At 62.9% G+C, this 16,944-nt stretch carries 14 protein-coding genes; all 14 read left to right on the forward strand.

Features of this window, described 5'->3' with window-relative positions:
* Positions 1-117 precede the first annotated feature (117 nt).
* The 14 genes from HBH25_RS18440 (at position 118) to HBH25_RS18505 (ending at position 16,716) form a co-directional block, all read left to right on the forward strand.
* Positions 118-882 (forward strand): hypothetical protein, encoded by a 765-nt coding sequence (locus tag HBH25_RS18440; protein WP_168085403.1) that lies wholly within the window; start codon positions 118-120, stop codon positions 880-882.
* Positions 883-899: 17 nt separating this feature from the next.
* The gene (locus HBH25_RS18445; protein ID WP_168085463.1) at positions 900-2,423 is read left to right on the forward strand and encodes a lipopolysaccharide biosynthesis protein; all 1,524 of its coding nucleotides are present in this window, start codon (positions 900-902) and stop codon (positions 2,421-2,423) included.
* Entirely contained in the window at positions 2,420-3,349 is a 930-nt protein-coding gene (locus HBH25_RS18450) for a glycosyltransferase family 2 protein (RefSeq protein WP_168085404.1), read from the forward strand. The genes HBH25_RS18445 and HBH25_RS18450 overlap by 4 nt, the downstream gene beginning before the upstream one ends.
* 118 nt (positions 3,350-3,467) lie before the next feature.
* Positions 3,468-5,678, forward strand: a complete 2,211-nt coding sequence (locus HBH25_RS18455; RefSeq protein ID WP_168085405.1) for a polysaccharide biosynthesis tyrosine autokinase — start codon at positions 3,468-3,470, stop codon at positions 5,676-5,678.
* Between the two features lie 30 nt (positions 5,679-5,708).
* On the forward strand, positions 5,709-6,494 hold the full coding sequence (locus tag HBH25_RS18460; protein WP_168085406.1) for a WbqC family protein: 786 nt from the start codon (positions 5,709-5,711) through the stop codon (positions 6,492-6,494).
* A gap of 9 nt (positions 6,495-6,503) precedes the next feature.
* The gene (locus HBH25_RS18465) at positions 6,504-6,977 is read left to right on the forward strand and encodes a transcription termination/antitermination NusG family protein (protein ID WP_168085407.1); all 474 of its coding nucleotides are present in this window, start codon (positions 6,504-6,506) and stop codon (positions 6,975-6,977) included.
* A gap of 19 nt (positions 6,978-6,996) precedes the next feature.
* A complete protein-coding gene (locus HBH25_RS18470; protein ID WP_168085464.1) occupies positions 6,997-7,998 on the forward strand; it encodes a glycosyltransferase in 1,002 nt (333 codons plus the stop codon).
* Complete coding sequence (locus HBH25_RS18475) at positions 7,995-9,242, forward strand: glycosyltransferase family 4 protein (RefSeq protein WP_168085408.1); 1,248 nt, start codon at positions 7,995-7,997, stop codon at positions 9,240-9,242. The genes HBH25_RS18470 and HBH25_RS18475 overlap by 4 nt, the downstream gene beginning before the upstream one ends.
* Positions 9,223-10,521: a hypothetical protein gene (locus HBH25_RS18480; RefSeq protein WP_178089047.1), complete on the forward strand. Its 1,299-nt coding sequence runs from the start codon at positions 9,223-9,225 to the stop codon at positions 10,519-10,521. Before HBH25_RS18475 ends, HBH25_RS18480 begins: the two co-directional genes overlap by 20 nt.
* Positions 10,502-11,731 (forward strand): glycoside hydrolase family protein, encoded by a 1,230-nt coding sequence (locus tag HBH25_RS18485; RefSeq protein WP_168085409.1) that lies wholly within the window; start codon positions 10,502-10,504, stop codon positions 11,729-11,731. Before HBH25_RS18480 ends, HBH25_RS18485 begins: the two co-directional genes overlap by 20 nt.
* A 59-nt stretch (positions 11,732-11,790) precedes the next feature.
* A complete protein-coding gene (locus HBH25_RS18490; protein ID WP_168085410.1) occupies positions 11,791-12,903 on the forward strand; it encodes a glycosyltransferase family 4 protein in 1,113 nt (370 codons plus the stop codon).
* Positions 12,900-14,105 carry a glycosyltransferase family 4 protein gene (locus tag HBH25_RS18495; protein ID WP_168085411.1) on the forward strand — a complete coding sequence of 402 codons (1,206 nt, stop codon included), beginning with the start codon at positions 12,900-12,902 and terminating at the stop codon, positions 14,103-14,105. Before HBH25_RS18490 ends, HBH25_RS18495 begins: the two co-directional genes overlap by 4 nt.
* Before the next feature lie 64 nt (positions 14,106-14,169).
* Positions 14,170-15,582 (forward strand): undecaprenyl-phosphate glucose phosphotransferase, encoded by a 1,413-nt coding sequence (locus HBH25_RS18500; RefSeq protein WP_168085412.1) that lies wholly within the window; start codon positions 14,170-14,172, stop codon positions 15,580-15,582.
* 51 nt (positions 15,583-15,633) lie between these two features.
* Entirely contained in the window at positions 15,634-16,716 is a 1,083-nt protein-coding gene (locus tag HBH25_RS18505; protein WP_168085413.1) for a polysaccharide biosynthesis/export family protein, read from the forward strand.
* The last annotated feature ends 228 nt before the right edge of the window (positions 16,717-16,944 follow it).

The raw sequence follows: 16,944 nt of genomic DNA on the forward strand, positions 1-16,944 counted from the left end.
TGGATACAACACGAAGTTTGGGTTCGTTGAATACGACGGGCCTGGCGGTAGCTTTGCCCTGAGTCGGCAGTATTGGCTCGAAAGTTAAGCGTTAATTCACGAATAGAGTGTCTTTTCATGTCGCCATTGCCCTACAACGACCCAACGTCTATCGCGCGCCTGGCCCAGGATATGGACCAACACGGCCATGCTGTTATCGAGCAAGTGTTTTCGGCCCAGGCCCTGGCTGAACTTCGCCAGTACGTGGCGCACGAAGCCGACCGCCACAACGGGCAGTACTTCGCCTACCACGGCTTGAACGCCTTGGCGGGGAGCCCCCTGGCACGGCTGGCCACGTCGCCGGAACTGTCGGCAACCCTGGACCAACTCCACCGCTATGCCACCGGCGAAGCCGCCACCAGCCGTGAGATATTTCCCGTGCTGCGCTGCGTACAAGGCGGCAGCGGCACACGCGAATCCAACGCGTTCCACTATGACGCCACCCTGCTCACGGTACTGGTGCCCATCTTTATTCCTGAAGAAGGCGAGCAGCGCGGTGACCTGGTGATGTTTCCCAACCTGCGCCCTGTGCGTTCCAGTGTTGCTATCAACGTGGTCGAAAAAGCCCTGCTGCAGAACAAGGCCAGCCGCCGCCTGATCGGCCATGGCATCAAGGCCGGCTGGCTCAAGCCCCAAACGTTGCCCCTGGTGCCTGGCAACGTTTACCTGTTCTGGGGCTATCGCACCCTGCATGCCAACCAGCCGTGCAGCCCGGACGTACGCCGTGCCACCGCACTGTTCCACTACGGTGACCCCCACGCTGGCAGCACAGCAACACGGCTGATCCTTGCGCTCAACCAGCAGCGTGCACGCCGTAGCGTCGCGCCTGCGCGCCAGCCGTGACCTGGAGCCAGCACATGATGACCAAGCGCCGATCAATGTTCCAGAACACCACCCTCAATTACGTTGGGCAGGCGTATACCCTGCTGATCGGCATTCTGATCATGCCGTTCTACCTCAACCACCTGGGTGCAGAGGTGTATGGGCTGATCGGTTTCTACACCGTGCTGCAAACCTGGCTGCAATTGCTGGACGTAGGCCTGTCGCCGTCACTGGTTCGGCAGATTGCCCATCACCAGCAGGCTGACAAGGCCGGTAGCCACGAAGGTGGCTGGCTGCTGCGCTCGTTCGAGCTGATCTTCCTGCCGCTGACACTGCTGACCGTGTGGGGAGTGTCTGCAGGCAGCCCCTGGATCGCAGCACACTGGCTCAATGCCCAGGCGCTGGATGCCGCGACCCTGGTGCAGTGCGTCACGCTGATGGGCGGGATGGTCGCCCTGCGCCTGTACGCCACCCTCTACAAAAGTGGCCTGCAGGGCCTGGAGCTGCATGGGTGGCTCAACGGCGCCAACGTAGTGATCACCACGCTGCGGTATTTCGGTGGGCTGTTCCTGGTGGCCGTAGTCTCTCAGGACGCTTTGGTATTCTTCGAATTCCAGCTGGTGGTGGCAGTGATCGAAACCTTGATCTTCGCCAGCAAGGCCTACGCTCAGCTGCCCGCGCCACGCTGGTTCAGCGGGTTCAACTGGGCCTTGGTCAAGCCTATTGTGCCGTTCGCCGTAAGCCTGTCCTTTACGTCCGTGCTGTGGATCGTGCTTACCCAGTTGGACAAGATGCTGCTGTCCGAGCGGCTGCTGCTGACCGAATACGGTTACTTCTCGCTGGTGGCCTTGATGACCACTGGCATCCTCATGCTGATCAACCCCCTAGTGCAAACCCTGCTGCCACGCATGACTGTGCTGCTGGCCGAAGGGCGCGCCCAGGAACTGCACCAGTTGTACCTGGGCGCCAGCCGCTTTACCTGCACGTTGCTGTTCCCCCTGGCCAGCGTCATGGCTGTTCATGCCGGCGACCTGCTGTACGCCTGGAGCGGAGACCACGCCGCGGCTGACTGGGGCCGGCCGGTTCTGTTCTGGTATGCACTGGGCAGCGCCATCATGGCGGCCAGCACCTTCCAGTACCACCTCCAATACGCCTACGGGCACATCCGCCTGCACGTGTGGTACAGCGTGATCTCCGCCGCCATCACCGTTCCCGTCATGGTACTGGCCATCAATGCCTGCGGTGCCCAAGGCGCTGCGGCGGCCTGGTTCGTACTGCGCCTGCTGTCCTTCGCCATCTGGCCGCGGGTGGTGCACAACCACTTGGCACCCGGCCTTCACGGCGTATGGCTCAAGGACATGCTGCGGATCAGCCTCATGACGCTGGTAGGCCTGGGCCTGGCCGAGCCGATCGTACGCCTGATGGCCGGAGAAAATCGCCTGCTGACCATGGCAAGCCTGGCTATCTGCGGCCTTGTCACCTTGGCGGTGGTCGCTGGGAGCGATCGCCTGCTGGCGGCCCGCGTCATTCTTTTGTTGAGCAAACCGAGCGTAGGACGATGAGCATCCGAACCGAACACGACATCCTGCAAACCTGGGGCGGCGCAACAGCTCCCCTTGTGAGCGTGGTGTGCCCTGCCTTCAATCAAAAGGCCTTCATCGGCGCAGCGATTGAGAGCTTCCTGGCCCAGCGCACCGACTTTGCGTTCGAGATCCTGATCAACGACGACGCTTCCACCGACGGCACCCGCCAGGTCATTGAAGCCTACGCCGCGCGCTACCCGAACCTGATTCGGCCGGTGCTGCACGACGAAAACCAGTTCCGCCAGGGCAAGCTGTTCTACCCTGCCCTGTTCAACATGGCCAAGGGGCGTTACCTGGCCTACTGCGACGGTGACGACTACTGGACCGACCCGCTGAAGCTGCAAAAGCAAGTGGACTTCCTTGAGCAGCACCCTGACTACGTGATCGCCTACCACGATGCGGTGATGGTCAATGAGCAGGGGGAGCACGGGGTTCAGCTTGGCCGCACCTGGCAGCGCGACGCTACTAGCATGGAACTGCAACAGGGCCGTCGCATTTCTACCCTCACGGCGTGCTTTCGCAACGTGCTGCATGAGCTGCCCCGCGAGCTGGAACTGGCGCCCCTGATGGACGTGTGCTGGTGGTCGATGCTGGGTGCCCATGGCAAGGGCAAGTACCTGGCCAATGTTGCACCAGGCGGCTACCGGGTGCATGGCGGCGGGATCTTCTCCATGCGCAGCGAGAAGAAAAAGCTGCACATGTCCCTGCAGACCGCGTCTTGCCTGGCCAACTACTACCACCACCGGGGCAACCAGGCGCTGTACGAATACTTCCTCACCCAAGTGTTCAGCCTGTCGCTGGCAGCCGTGTCCCCCTGGCAGAAACTCAGCGCCTTGGCGCTGGTGTTCACCAATGTCAGCCGCAACCTGTTCCGGCGCCTCACGCTGCCCATGGGAGGCCGCTGACCATGCCACTGCCTGATGACGCGGGTGGTGGCGTACCCCGCCACACCTGCCCTACACCCCCTGCCTCTTTTACGGAAACGATTGCCAACGCCAGCGGCCTTGGCCCAGGAGCTACACCATGAACACAGTGCCTCGTACCAGCCTTGAGCCCCAGCAGGACGCCCGTATCGACGTGGCCAGCCTGCTGCGCATGCTGTTCGACCACAAGGCCTTGATCGTTTCCGTGGTGGGGGTATTCACGCTGCTGGGGGCCGGCTATGCGCTCGTGGCCACACCGGTCTACCAGGCCAATGCGATGATCCAGATAGAGCCGAAAAAGATCGGCCTGGACGCTACGCCGGTGTTCAATAGCAAGCCAACGTCTGTGTCCGAGGCCGCCACCGAGATCGAGCTGATCAAGTCTCGCGCTGTGCTGGGCCGGGTAATCACGGACCTGCACCTGGATGTGACCGCCACCCCGCGCTACGTACCGCTGCTGGGCAAATGGTACGCACGCCAGTTTGCGCCTGCCAAAGGCCAGCTAGCCTCGGCCCCGCTGGGGTTGGACCAGTTTGCCTGGGGTGGCGAAGCCATCACGGTAGGCGCTCTGGACGTACCACCGTCTCTGCTGGGCCTGCCTATGGTGTTGACCGCTGGCGACAACGGCGGCTACAGCCTCAAAGACGCCAACGGCACCGAACTGCTGAGCGGCACGGTAGGTGTTGCCAGCGAAAACAATGGCGTCAGCCTGTTGCTCACTCAACTCAATGCACGGCCGGGCACTGAGTTCCGCGTTGTGCGCAACCGTGAGCTGGCGACCGCCCTGGACTACCAGGAGCGCCTGAAGGTCAACGAGGCCGGCAAGGACTCAGGCATCGTCTACCTGTCCATCCAGGACACCGACCCGGCCCGCGCCGTGCAATTGGTCAAGGAAGTGAGCGACCGTTACGTTCGCCAGAACGTGGAGCGCAGCTCGGCCGAAGCGGGCCAGCGGCTGGATTTCCTGCGCTCGCAGTTGCCCGTGGTACGTGCCGAGCTGGAAAAGTCCGAAAACGCCTTGCATACCTTCCAGTTGCGCACGCACGCCGTGGACATCGGCCAGCAGACCAGCGCACTGCTCAGCCAGGTCGTGGCGTACGACAACCAACTCTCGGAACTGCGCCTCAAGCGTACGGACCTGGACCGCCTCTACACCCGCCAGCACCCTCAGTCCATCGCCTTGTCCCAGCAGATCGCCCAGGTTGAAGCCCAGAAAGCCAAGCTGCAGGGTGAAGTGAGCCAGTTGCCGGAAACCCAGCAGGACCTGCTGCGCCTTACCCGTGACATGCAAGTGACCACCCAGACCTACACCAACCTGCTGAACCGGGTGCAGGAGCAGGACATCATTCGTGCCGGCAACATTGGCAACGTGCGCATTATCGACAGCGCCGACGCCAACGTCGAAGAGCCGGTCAAGCCCATGCGCAAGCTGATCGTAGCCCTGGCCGCCCTGCTCGGAGCACTGGCAGCCATCTCCACCGTGTTCGTGCGCCAGGCGTTCTACCGTGGCGTGGAAAACCCTGAAAGCGTGGAGCAACTGGGCTTGCCGGTGTATGCCGCGCTGCCGCTGTCGCGCCAGCAGGAACGCCTGAACCGCGGCCAAACCCGCAAAGGCCAGGCACCGTCGCGCCTGCTGGGCGTGGTGGCGCCGCGAGAAGGCACCATGGAAGCCTTGCGCAGCCTGCGTACCAGCTTGCACTTCGCCATGGCCGAAGCCCGTAACCCTGTGCTGATGATGACCAGCCCTACCCCAGGGGTGGGCAAGTCGTTCGTCTGCACCAACCTGGCGGTGGTGAGCGCTCAGGCCGGCAAGCGTGTGCTGCTGATCGATGCGGACATGCGCAAAGGCTACCTGCACCAGCAGTTTGGCGTGCAGCCGCGCCATGGCCTGGCTGATGCCTTGGCCGGCAAGGTGACGGTTGCGGACGTGGTGCATGACACCCCGGTGAAGCACCTGCAGATCATCTCCTGCGGTTATGCCGCGCCCAACCCCTCCGAGCTGCTGATGCATGAGCGCTTCACGCAGCTGTTGAATGAGCTGTCGCCGCACTACGACCTGGTGATTATCGACACCCCGCCTGTATTGGCTGTGACCGATGCCAGCCTGATCGGCCGCCATGCTGGCACCAGCATGATGGTCAGCCGCTTCGGCCAGAGCACCGTCCGGGAAATCGACGTGGCCCGCCGCCGCCTGCAACAGAACGGCGTGAACCTCAAGGGCGCGATTTTCAACGGTGTGGTCCGCAAGGCCTCCACTGCTGAGTACGACTGTGCCTCGTATGGCTACGACTACGGCGACGCGCGCAAGTAAGCGCCACTCACCCTTCAAGGAGGACAACCCATGAACACCACCATCGCCATGATGCAGCCGTACTGGTGCCCCTATCTGGGCTACTTCCAACTGATTGCCGGTGCGGACGTGTTCGTGCTCGGGGACGACCTGCAATACGTCAAGGACGGCTGGATCAACCGCAACCGTGTGCTGTGCGCTGGCAAGCCGTGGCTGTTCAGCCTGCCCCTGGCCCGCGACGCCCATGGCCTGGCGATCAACCAGCGGCGCCTGGCCGATACATGGGCAGGCAGCATCGACAGCCTGCTCAAGACCCTGTCGCTGCACTATGCCCGTGCACCCCAGCGCGCCAACGTAATGCCGTTGCTCGAAACCATGCTGCGCCACCCGGAAACCAACCTGGCGCGCTACCTGGAGCATACCCTGCGTGAAACCTGCGCCTACCTGGGTATCGACACACCCATTCTGCGTGCCTCTGAACTGGGCATCCGCGATATCACCGACAAGCAGGACCGGGTGATCAAGACCATGCACCGCCTAGGGGGCACTCGCTACGTCAACCCGATTGGTGGCCGCGAGCTGTATGAAGACACACGCTTCCGCCAGGCCGGCCTGAGCCTGCGTTTCCACCAGATGGGCCCTATCAGCTACCCCCAGTTCAGCCAGCCGTTCGTGTCTCACCTGTCGATCATCGATGTGCTGATGTTCAACCCGGTTGCGCAGGTGCGCCAATGGCTGGACCAGTACAGCCTGTTGCTGCCCATGCCGCGAAGGGAAGCCCCACAGCCCGTGGCCACCCTGCATAGCACGGCCCACGCCGCGCTTTCGCTGCCTTAGGAGGCCGCTATGGACACCGCCGTTGCCCACTGCCCCGTTACCCATTGCCCTGCTGCCCAGTGGTACGTGATCCAGACCAAGCCGCGCCAGGAAGCGCGTGCTCAAGCGCACCTGGTACGCCAAGGGTTCGAGTGCTACCTCCCGGTCGCCGAATACGCCGCAGGGGCATCGGTAGCACAGCTAGTGCCTACACCCCTATTCCCTGGCTACCTGTTCATTCGCATAGCGCGCGAGGCCAGCTGGTACCCCATCCGCTCTACACGGGGCGTAGCTCGCGTCGTGGCATTCGGCCCCCAACCCTGCGCGGTGAACGATGGGCTGATTGCAGGCCTGCGCCAGCGTTCAGGCAGCGGGCTGGAAGCGATCTTCCTGTGCAATGACGGCGACAAGCGTGCCGTCATTCTGCTTGCGCTGCTCGCGCACCAACAACGCGTGGCCCTGCCTCGCCAGCCGCTGAAACAGGTCGTCACCCATGCGTACTGAAACCCAAGAGCCTCGCCACATGAACGGCACTACCACACTGGTCACGCTGACCTACGGGCAGCGGCTGCATTATTTGACCACGCTGGTCAGCCGGTCGCTGGGCAACCCCCGCATCCAGCGCGTGATCATCGTCAACAACGCCTCCACCGACAACCTGCGCTCACTGTGCGACAGCTGGCCAGGGCAGGTGGAGGTGATTGACCTGCCCACCAACACCGGCTCGGCCGTAGGCTACAAAGTGGGCATCGAGGCCGCACTGGCCAGTGGCGCTCAATACATCTGGCTGATGGACGACGACAACGCCCCCAAGGCGGGCGCTATCAATGCGCTGCACAAGCGCCTGTTCGAGTGCGCACAGGGCAAGGGCTGGGACAAAACGGCCGTGATCGGCTTCCGCCCAACCCACCAGGCCGATATCGCCGCCGGCGTGCCCCGCCCCTTTGCCGTGCAATGGCGCTCCAGCTGCTTCGGTTTTCACATTGCCCAGCTGCCTTACAAGGTCTGGCGCCGCACGGCCTGGGGCCGCCCGGACAGCACACGCGCCAAAGGCCCGCTGGTGAAGCTGCCCTTTACGACCTACGGCGGGCTGCTCGCGCACCGGTCCTTGTACGAGCGCATCGGCACGCCCCTTGGCGACTTGCTGCTGTATGCCGACGACACCGAGTACACCTGGCGTATCACGGCTTCGGGCGGCGAGATTTTCCTGGCCACTGAAGCCGTGCTGGACGACCTGGAGCACTCCTGGAACATCAAGGAGCGCACCGCCAACATCTACGAGACCTTTCTGTTGGGCAATTCGCCCTTCCGCGCCTACTACGCCGCCCGCAACCAGGCCTGGTTCGACAAGCATGTATGGGCCGCGTCCGGCTGGCTGTACACCCTGAACCGGTCAGTGTTTCTGTTCCTGTTGCGCCAGGTCGCTCGCCGCAAAGGCTCTCTGGAGCGGCTGACCCTTATCGAGCAGGCGATTCGCGACGGTGAGTCCGGGCGGCTGGGCATGCACGAGTCCTACCCCCTATGAAACTACTGTTCATCAACACCCTGTACGCCCCGCATATTGGAGGCGGGGCCGAGGTCGTGCTGCAGCGCACCGTGGAGGGCTTGCAGCAGCGCGGGGATGACGTGTGCGTGTTGGCCACGGGATCTGAACCGGGCCTGCACGTCAGCTATGTACGCGGGGTAAAGGTGTACCGGGCAGGGTTGTTGAACACGTACTGGCCGTACAGCCCTCAACGTCCGGGTGCGCTGCTTCGCCTGGGCTGGCACCTGCGCGACCGCTACAACGCCGCCATGCGCCAATACGTGCAGGACGTGATCGCGCAGGAGCAGGTGGACGTGGTGGTATGCCACAACCTGGCGGGGTGGTCGGTGGCAGCCTGGGATGAAATCACTGCAGCAGGCCTTCCCATCGTGCAGGTGCTGCACGACCTGTACCTGATGTGCCCAGGCAGCAACATGTTCAAGAAGGGCACTGCCTGCAAGGCACCCTGCACCACGTGCCGCGGCCTGCGCCACGGGCATGCCCAGCGTTCCACCCAGGTCGCGGCCGTGGTGGGGGTAAGCGATTACCTGCTGCAACGGGTGCGCGCTGCAGGCTTTTTCCGCCAGGCCCAGCCTGCGGTTGTCTACAGCGCTACCCCTCACGCCGACGCCGCCATTGCGGCCTATCAAGTGCCCTCAAGCGATGCGCTGGCGCCCGTACGTTTCGGCTACATGGGCACGTTGTCCGAGCAGAAGGGCCTGGCCTGGCTGATCCGCCAGTTCAACACGCTCACCATTGACGCCACCCTGGAGATTGCCGGGCGGGGCCAGGCGGATTACGAAGCCCAGCTCAGGGTGCTGGCCGGTGACAACCCACGCATACACTTTGTGGGCTATCAGTCACCTGACCAGTTCTACCCTCGCATCGACGTGGCCGTGGTGCCTTCCCTGTGGAACGAGCCCTTTGGCCTGGTCGCCGTCGAGGCCTGCGCCTACTCGGTGCCGGTGATCGGCAGCCGCCGTGGTGGCCTGCCGGAAATCATCGAACACGAGGTGAATGGGCTGCTGTGCGCCCCTGAGCACACCGATTCGTTGGGTGCGGCCATGACACGCATCGGCCAAGACACTGGGCTGCGGCAACGGCTGACTGACCAGGCACAGGGCAGCGTGGCTCACCTGCAAGACCTGGAGCGGATGCTGGACGCCTACCAAGGCATTTTCAATCAGGCCGCCTACAAAGGCGCATCCACGCAGGGTGGCGACATTGCCGTACACAGCCACTGAACGCCGGGCTTCGCTGGCCTTCAACAAGTCCTGGGTGATCGCGCTCACCGCCGTCAGCCTGATTGGGGTAGAAACCTTCTCCGGTGCGCTGCGTTACTACTTGGACATGGCAGGTGCATCAGCCTTGCTGTACCTGCCCAAGGCGGCCTGCCTGGCGCTGTTCGGGCTTGAACTGCTGACCGCGCGCCTGAGCCGTGGTGGCTGGCTGGGGTTGCTGCTGCTGGTCGCGTCTAGCCTGTTGGGCATGCTGCACGGTGCCAGCCTCAGCAACGTGGACTTCAGCCTGTTCATCTACAGCCCGCTGCTGTTCGGCCTGCTGTGCGGCGGCTACCTGCAACAGCGCAAGCCGCTGATGGTGTGGGCGGTAGGCCTGTGCCTGGCAGCCTCTATCGCAGGCATCCTGTTGGACAAGTACACCAGCGTGCCGTGGAAGGGCTACAGCTACACCTTGGGTGACACCACGGTACACGGCAACACGGCCTGGTCTGACGGCGGCACCGACCGCCCCGGTGGCTTTGCGCGGATGTCCACCACTGCAGCCATGATGATGGCGCTGTATGCGCTGTACCTCACCGCGTTCACACGCGCCAGGCTACTGCTGGCGATGCTGTTGGCGGCCGCCTTCGCTGGCATTCTGCTCACCACCAACAAGTCCACCGCAGCAGCCTTTGCCCTGGCCCTGATGCTGCTGCCGATCCTGCGCCAGCCGCTGCTGTGCCGGCTGCTGTTCCTGCTGGTGGTAAGCCTGGGCATCGCGCTGCCCGTGCTGTCAGTAATGATCGATTTCGATGGCCACGCCACCACGGACAGCAGCGTGTTGTCGTCCTTCTATGACCGCTTGGTAAACACCTGGCCCAGGGTGATCGACAGCATCGATACGGAGGGCTGGGGTATTACCGGCGCCGGGCTGGGCATGGTAGGCAGCAGCATTGCGATGTTCCCGGTGTTTTCGGCCGTGATGCCGTCGGTCACGGACAGCACACCACTGTACTTGTGGAGCACCCTGGGCCTAGGCGGCCTCTTGCTGTTCGGTGCGCTGCTGCCCGTGATGGCCCGCCTGGCATCGCGCCAGGACTGGATGAGTGGCGCCCTGATGACCGCCACCTTCTGCATCACGCTTATCAGCTGGACCACCGACGTGCTGGAGGTGCCTGTGGCGTCGCTGTTCCTGGGCCTGGCTGTCGCCCATTGCCTCATGCGCCCCGCCGTCTCCACCGTCGACCTGCCTTTTCGAGCCTTCAACCGTGAGCCTGTATTTCATGCGCCGCGCACTGTATAGCGCTGCCTTGCTGCTGTGTGCCCCCCTGGGCGCACTGGCAGCCAGCGCCCCCGCGCCCTTTATCGTGGGTGTCGGCACGCACCTGTTCAACCGGCCCCTGCCGGTGAACACACCTGTGGCGCTCATGCAGGCGGCCGGTATTGCCTCTGTACGGGATGACGCGTTCTGGTCCACGGTGGAGCAGCAGCCGGGCCAATTGGGCCTGCCGGAGGAAGGGTTCAGGTACCTCAAGGCGCAGCGTGATAACGGCATCAACAGCGTGCTGGTGCTGGGGTACGGCAACCGCTTCTATGCCAACGACAGCAAGCCGATTGCGCCTGACGTACGCAAAGGCTACGCCCGCTTTGTGGACGTCGTGGCCCACAGGTTGAAAGGCCAGGTGGGCTTTTACGAGGTGTACAACGAGTGGGACCTGGAAGACCCCACCTCCCAGGCCTTCAGCGATGCCTACCTGGAACTGGTACGCCACACAGCCAGCCAGGTACGCCGCATCGACCCCAAGGCCCGGCTGCTGGCAGGCGCTGTGACCACTCAAGGCATCAAGGCCGGCTTCGCCGACCGCCTGGTGGCAGGGGGCGTGATGAAGGCCGTGGATGGCCTGTCGCTGCACCCCTATGTGCACTGCGAAAAGACCGGTGGAGGCAACACCCCGGAAAGCTGGATTCATTGGCTGCGTGACGTCTCCGCCCACCTGGATAGCATCGCCGGCCAGCCAGTGCCGCTGTACCTGACCGAAATGGGCTGGCACAGCACGGCCAACCTGCACCCGTGCGGGATCGATGAAACGACCCAGGCCGCCTGGCTGGCCCGGGCCTACCTGCTGGCCAAAACCCTTCCGACAGTGAAGGGCCTGTGGTGGTACGACCTGAGCAATGACGGCAACGACCCGGCCGAGCAGGAGCACAACTTTGGGCTGCTGCGCCATAACCTTAGCCCCAAGCCGGCGTACGAAGCGCTCAAGCGCCTGTCGCCAGTGCTCAGCGGCTATCAGTACGTGCCGGATATAGGACCGGGTACCGCGCCCGTCGGCGCTGACCGCCAAGGCTTGGTGCAACTTACGTTTCAAAAAGGGCATGAACGCCTGCTGGCGGTCTGGACCCAGGGTACGCCAACCCGCGTCACGCTAACGGTGCCAGGCGCCCCCCACGGCCCTATACAGGTCAGCGGCATGCCGCTGCTGATCCCACTCAACACAACCGGCAACCCATGAGCCTCTATCGGCCAGGCAGACCGTTTCCAAGCGAATCGCTGCCCAAGGATGTATCGAAGATGATTGTCATCAATGCGCGTTTTCTGACGCAGGAATTGCGTGGTGTACAGCGGTTTGCCGAGCAGATCTGCCTGGCCCTCAATGCCATGCGCAGCGACCTGGTATTCGTGTCGCCGCCTGGCGTTGTCATGGAGGAAACCGCCCGCAAGCTGAACGTGAAGGTCATCGGCCAACGCAGCGGGCACCTGTGGGAGCAACTGGACCTGCCCACCTGGCTGCGCCGCAACGGCAACCCCTGGCTGCTGTCATTGTGTGCCACGGCGCCCCTGTTCTATGGCAAACAAGTGGTGACCCACCACGACATCACTTATGTACGCCACCCGGAAAGCTACAGCCGCGCCTTCCGTACGGCCTACCGGTGCATGACGCCATTGATGCTCAAGAAAGCCCACACCCTGATCACGGTGAGCGAGTTCTCCAAACGCGAGATCGGCGAGTATTACGGCATGCCTGCCGAGCGCATCATGGTAGTGCCCAATGCGGTGAGCGGTGAATTCAGGCCTCACCCGCTGGAAATTCCGCGGCCTTACCTGCTGGCCGTGTCTTCTCCGAGCGCACACAAGAATTTTGCCCGGATGATCCAAGCTTTCCTGCGCATCGAGGGCCATCCGGAAGTAGAGCTGCGGATTGTGGGCGCCGCCAACGGCATTTTTGCCGACCCCAGCTTGCAGCAACAGGCTGCCGGTGATGCACGCATCCGCTTCCTGGGCCGGCTGACCGATGCCCAACTGATCCAGCAGTACCAGAACGCAAGCGCCTTCGTGTTTCCTTCGCTGTACGAAGGCTTCGGTATTCCGCCGCTTGAAGCGCAAGCCTGTGGCTGCCCGGTGCTGGCCGCCAACGCAGCTTCCATCCCGGAAGTGCTGCAGTCGAGCGCACTGTATTTCGACCCGCTGGATATAGACCAGATGTCACGTGCCATGGCCCTTGTGCTGGATAACCCTTCCATCGGTGGGCACCTGAAAACCCTGGGGTTGCGCAACGTAGCGCGTTTCAATTGGCACACCTCGGCACGGCTGATCAGCAACCGCCTGGACACCCTGAACCCCACCCGCCCCGCTTCACCTACCCTCACCAAGGGCGCTGCGCAGCACGCCATGGAGCACCTATGAAAATCGCTATCGTTCACGACTGGCTAGTGACCTTTGCAGGCGCAGAGCGGGTGCTGGCCTCCATGCTCAAGCTATGGCCACAGGCCGACCTGTTCGCGGTGATCGATTTTCTCAGTGACGAGGACCGCGCCCGCCTGGGCGGCAAGCACGCGAAAACCACGTTTATTCAGGGCTTGCCCAAAGCGCGCACCCGCTACCAGACCTACTTGCCGCTGATGCCCATGGCCATCGAGCAACTGGACCTGTCGGGCTATGACCTGATCCTGTCCAGCAGCCATGCCGTGGCTAAAGGTGTACTGACCGGGCCAGACCAGTTGCACATCAGCTATGTGCATTCGCCCATTCGCTATGCCTGGGACCTGCAACACCAGTACCTGGCCGAGAGTGGCCTGAACAAAGGGCTAAAGGGCCTGCTGGCGCGCACGGTGCTGCACTACATGCGCCTCTGGGACCAGCGCACGGCCGCTGCCGTGGACGGGTTCATCGCCAACTCCAGGTTCATTGGCCGGCGCATCGACAAGGCTTACCGCCGCCCCTCCACCGTGATCTACCCACCTGTGGACACCAGCGGGTTCAGCTTCAACGGCGATAAGCAGGACTACTACGTCACCGCCTCGCGCATGGTGCCTTACAAGAAGATCCCGTTGATCGTGCAAGCGTTTACGGCCATGCCGGACAAGCACCTGGTGGTGATTGGCGATGGCCCTGAAATAAACAAGGCACGCGCCGTAGCAGGCCCTAACGTGACCATTCTGGGCCAGCAACCTTTTGAGGTGCTGCGTCAGCATTTGCAGAATGCCAAGGCCTTCGTGTTCGCGGCCGAAGAAGACTTCGGCATCACCCCGGTGGAAGCGCAGGCCTGCGGCACCCCTGTGATCGCCTTTGGCCGAGGGGGCGTGCTGGAAACCGTGCGTGGCCTGGACGATACCGCCCCTACCGGCGTGTTCTATCCGCAGCAAACCGTGGGGTCTCTGGTAGCCGCTGTACAGACATTCGAGCGCGAAGCCCACCGCATCAGCGCGCGGGCCTGCCGCGAACAGGCCGAGCTATTCAGTGAGCGCCGCTTCGAGCGCCAGTTGCGCCAGTGTGTGGAAACGCGTTGTGTCGAGGCGGGGCTACTGCCCCCCGTTGCCAACACGCCACACCTGGCCCTGGCAGCGGCACCCCAGGTGCCCATGCCGGCTGCAATGGCGCCGCTGTAACCGGCACCACGCTTTCGTCTCCCACACCTTTGCCATGCATACGTTTCAATGACAGGACACCGCCATGTCAACGTCCCACAAGGGCATCCTCCATGCCCACCAGTCTTTCCTTTCCCTGGCGCATCGCTTGCTGGACCTGGCCGTGGTCGCCGGCGGCACGCTGTGGGCCGACTGGCTCCACCACCGCCCCTTGACCAGTGACAGCTGGTGCAAGGTGCTGCTGGCCGTGCTGGTCTTCCACTGGCTGGGCGAATACAACACCCTTTATGGCTCCTGGCGCGGAGAGCGGGTTATCCGTGAGCTGCGGCGGGTCGCTACCTACTGGTGCTTGACCTTCGTCTGCCTGCTGCTGGCCAACGAACTGCTGCCGCAGAACGAAGCCTTGACGCCCGTGCAACAGGTGCAGGCCTTCGCCGTGGTGCTGGCGATCCTCGGCGGGTACCGGCTGGTGATCCGCAGCCTGTTGCACAGCTTGCGCAAGCGCGGCTACAACACGCGCAATGTGGCCATCGTGGGCACCGGCCAGGTAGGCGAGCGCCTGGCGCGCTCTATGGCCCAGGCACCCTGGATGGGCCTGCGCCTGTTCGGCTTCTACGACGATCAGCCCCAGCAGATGAACCTGTCCCGTTCAGGCCGGCGCATCATCGTGCAAGGTGGCCTGGACCAGTTGATCGAGCACGCCCATGAAGGCCGTATCGACAAGGTCTATATCACATTGCCCATGGTGCAGGAGCCGGTCATCAAGGGGCTGGTCAAGGCCTTGAGCGACACCACGGCCTCGGTGTACCTGATCCCGGACGTGTTCATGTTCGACCTGCTGCATGCCCGTAGCGAAAGCATCAACGGCTTGGCCAGCATCAGCCTGATCGACAGCCCCATGGAGGGCTCCAGCAGCCTGATCAAGCGCCTGGAGGACATCGTTGCCTCCAGCCTTATCCTGGCCATGATCGCGGTGCCCATGCTGCTCATCGCCGCCGCCATCAAGCTTACGTCCCGCGGCCCGGTGCTGTTCCGCCAACTGCGCTATGGGCTCGACGGCCGGCCGATCAAAGTGTGGAAATTCCGTAGCATGACCGTGCAGGAAAACGGCACTGACGTACGCCAGGCCAGCCGCGACGACGTGCGCGTTACGCCTTTGGGCAAGGTACTGCGACGCACTTCCCTCGACGAACTGCCCCAGTTTTTCAACGTGCTGCTGGGTGATATGTCCATCGTAGGCCCACGCCCCCATGCCGTGGCCCATAATGAACAGTATCGCCGCCTGGTGAGTTGCTACATGCTGCGCCACAAGGTCAAGCCAGGCATCACCGGCTGGGCCCAGGTCAACGGCTGGCGCGGTGAGACCAACACCCTCGACAAGATGCAGAAGCGCGTGGAGTTCGACCTGGACTATATCGAGCGCTGGTCGGTGTGGCTGGATGTGAAGATCATCGCGCTCACCCTGTTCAAAGGCTTCGTCAACAAGAACGCTTACTGACGGACACGCCGCTCACCATGCGAGCCGTCTGTTTATCCAAGGAAGACTGAAATGAATCGCACTGTATTGGTTGCCCTGCTGTTGAGCGCGATGCTTCAAGGGTGTGCCTTCGCCCCGGGGCAGCACATGTCGCCGGACGATGCCGCAGAAGACACGGGCCTCGATGGCCCGGTGCAGGTGGTGCCGATCACCAGCGCCAGCGTCAATGCCCAGCACACCCTCTACACGCCCCAGCCGGTGTCGGCGGAGCTATTGAACTACACGCCCGAGGAGTACCGCATCGGCCCAGGGGACGAACTGGTGGTCACGGTGTGGGAGCATGAAGAACTGAACGCCCCTTCAGGCCCTGAGCGCGGCAACGGCGCCGCCCGCGTGGTGCGCGACGATGGCACCATCTACTACCCCTACATCAATGCCATTACGGCAGGTGGCAAGACGGTGGAACAGTTCCGCGCCGACCTTCAGCAGGCCCTGTCCAAGTACCTCACCGTGGCCAAGGTGGATGTGAACGTACAGGCCTATGAAAGCCAGAAGGTCGTGCTGTCCGGTGCGTTTCGCAACCCAGGCACCCAGCCGCTGAACAACGTGCCGCTGTCCATGGTCAGCGCCATCAGCAAGGCCGGTGGGGAAGCAGACAATGCCAACCTCGCAGGGCTGATTCTCAAGCGCGACGGCAAGGAATACGTGCTGGACATCGATACCCTCAACCGCAAGGACTCGCCGCTCAGCCGCCTTTACCTGAAAAACGGCGACCAGCTGCATTTGGGCAACTACCGCGCAAACAAGGTGTACGTACTGGGTGAAGTGCACAACCCTCAGGTGATGAACTATGGCGGCAGCAGCTTCAACCTGATGGAAGCGTTGGGTAATGCCGGCGGCATTGCCCAGGAAACGGCCAACGCCGAAGCCGTGTACGTGATTCGAAGTGCCCAGCCTGGCACCCACCAGCCACCTACCGTGTTCTATCTCAATGCGAAAAAGCCGACGGCCTTCCTGCTTGCACGCCAGTTCGACCTGCAAAGCGCCGACGTGGTGTTCGTAGGCCCGGCCAATATCACGCGCTGGAACCGCTTCATCAGCCAGTTGCTGCCGTCGGCCAGTGTAGTGGCCACCGGCGCGGCCTTCCGTAACTGACCACTGTAGGGCCGGTTGCATCTTTTTTCGGCTGGCTATTGTCGTAGGCGCCAGGCTCTGCCTGCGCTTGAGCGGCAGAGCCAGCCTGGCCGTACCCTCAGTGCATCGCGTTACAGCCCTCCCCAGAACTGCCTGCAAAATCTGTACATCCCTTGTACGCGAGGGCTCTGGAATGTCCATTCTATTACACGAAATTTCCCCTTACCCTTCAGGTATCCGCTAGGATTA

This window comes from Pseudomonas quercus (assembly GCF_012033695.1).
GTDB classification, from domain to species: Bacteria; Pseudomonadota; Gammaproteobacteria; order Pseudomonadales; family Pseudomonadaceae; genus Aquipseudomonas; species Aquipseudomonas quercus.

What these genes read in the sequence shown, in the direction of transcription:
- HBH25_RS18440 (WP_168085403.1), top strand. Translation starts at nt 118, where the DNA reads ATGTCGCCATTGCCCTACAACGACCCAACGTCTATCGCGCGCCTGGCC.
- HBH25_RS18445 (WP_168085463.1), top strand. Translation starts at nt 900, where the DNA reads ATGACCAAGCGCCGATCAATGTTCCAGAACACCACCCTCAATTACGTT.
- HBH25_RS18450 (WP_168085404.1), top strand. Translation starts at nt 2,420, where the DNA reads ATGAGCATCCGAACCGAACACGACATCCTGCAAACCTGGGGCGGCGCA.
- HBH25_RS18455 (WP_168085405.1), top strand. Translation starts at nt 3,468, where the DNA reads ATGAACACAGTGCCTCGTACCAGCCTTGAGCCCCAGCAGGACGCCCGT.
- HBH25_RS18460 (WP_168085406.1), top strand. Translation starts at nt 5,709, where the DNA reads ATGAACACCACCATCGCCATGATGCAGCCGTACTGGTGCCCCTATCTG.
- HBH25_RS18465 (WP_168085407.1), top strand. Translation starts at nt 6,504, where the DNA reads ATGGACACCGCCGTTGCCCACTGCCCCGTTACCCATTGCCCTGCTGCC.
- HBH25_RS18470 (WP_168085464.1), top strand. Translation starts at nt 6,997, where the DNA reads ATGAACGGCACTACCACACTGGTCACGCTGACCTACGGGCAGCGGCTG.
- HBH25_RS18475 (WP_168085408.1), top strand. Translation starts at nt 7,995, where the DNA reads ATGAAACTACTGTTCATCAACACCCTGTACGCCCCGCATATTGGAGGC.
- HBH25_RS18485 (WP_168085409.1), top strand. Translation starts at nt 10,502, where the DNA reads ATGCGCCGCGCACTGTATAGCGCTGCCTTGCTGCTGTGTGCCCCCCTG.
- HBH25_RS18490 (WP_168085410.1), top strand. Translation starts at nt 11,791, where the DNA reads ATGATTGTCATCAATGCGCGTTTTCTGACGCAGGAATTGCGTGGTGTA.
- HBH25_RS18495 (WP_168085411.1), top strand. Translation starts at nt 12,900, where the DNA reads ATGAAAATCGCTATCGTTCACGACTGGCTAGTGACCTTTGCAGGCGCA.
- HBH25_RS18500 (WP_168085412.1), top strand. Translation starts at nt 14,170, where the DNA reads ATGTCAACGTCCCACAAGGGCATCCTCCATGCCCACCAGTCTTTCCTT.
- HBH25_RS18505 (WP_168085413.1), top strand. Translation starts at nt 15,634, where the DNA reads ATGAATCGCACTGTATTGGTTGCCCTGCTGTTGAGCGCGATGCTTCAA.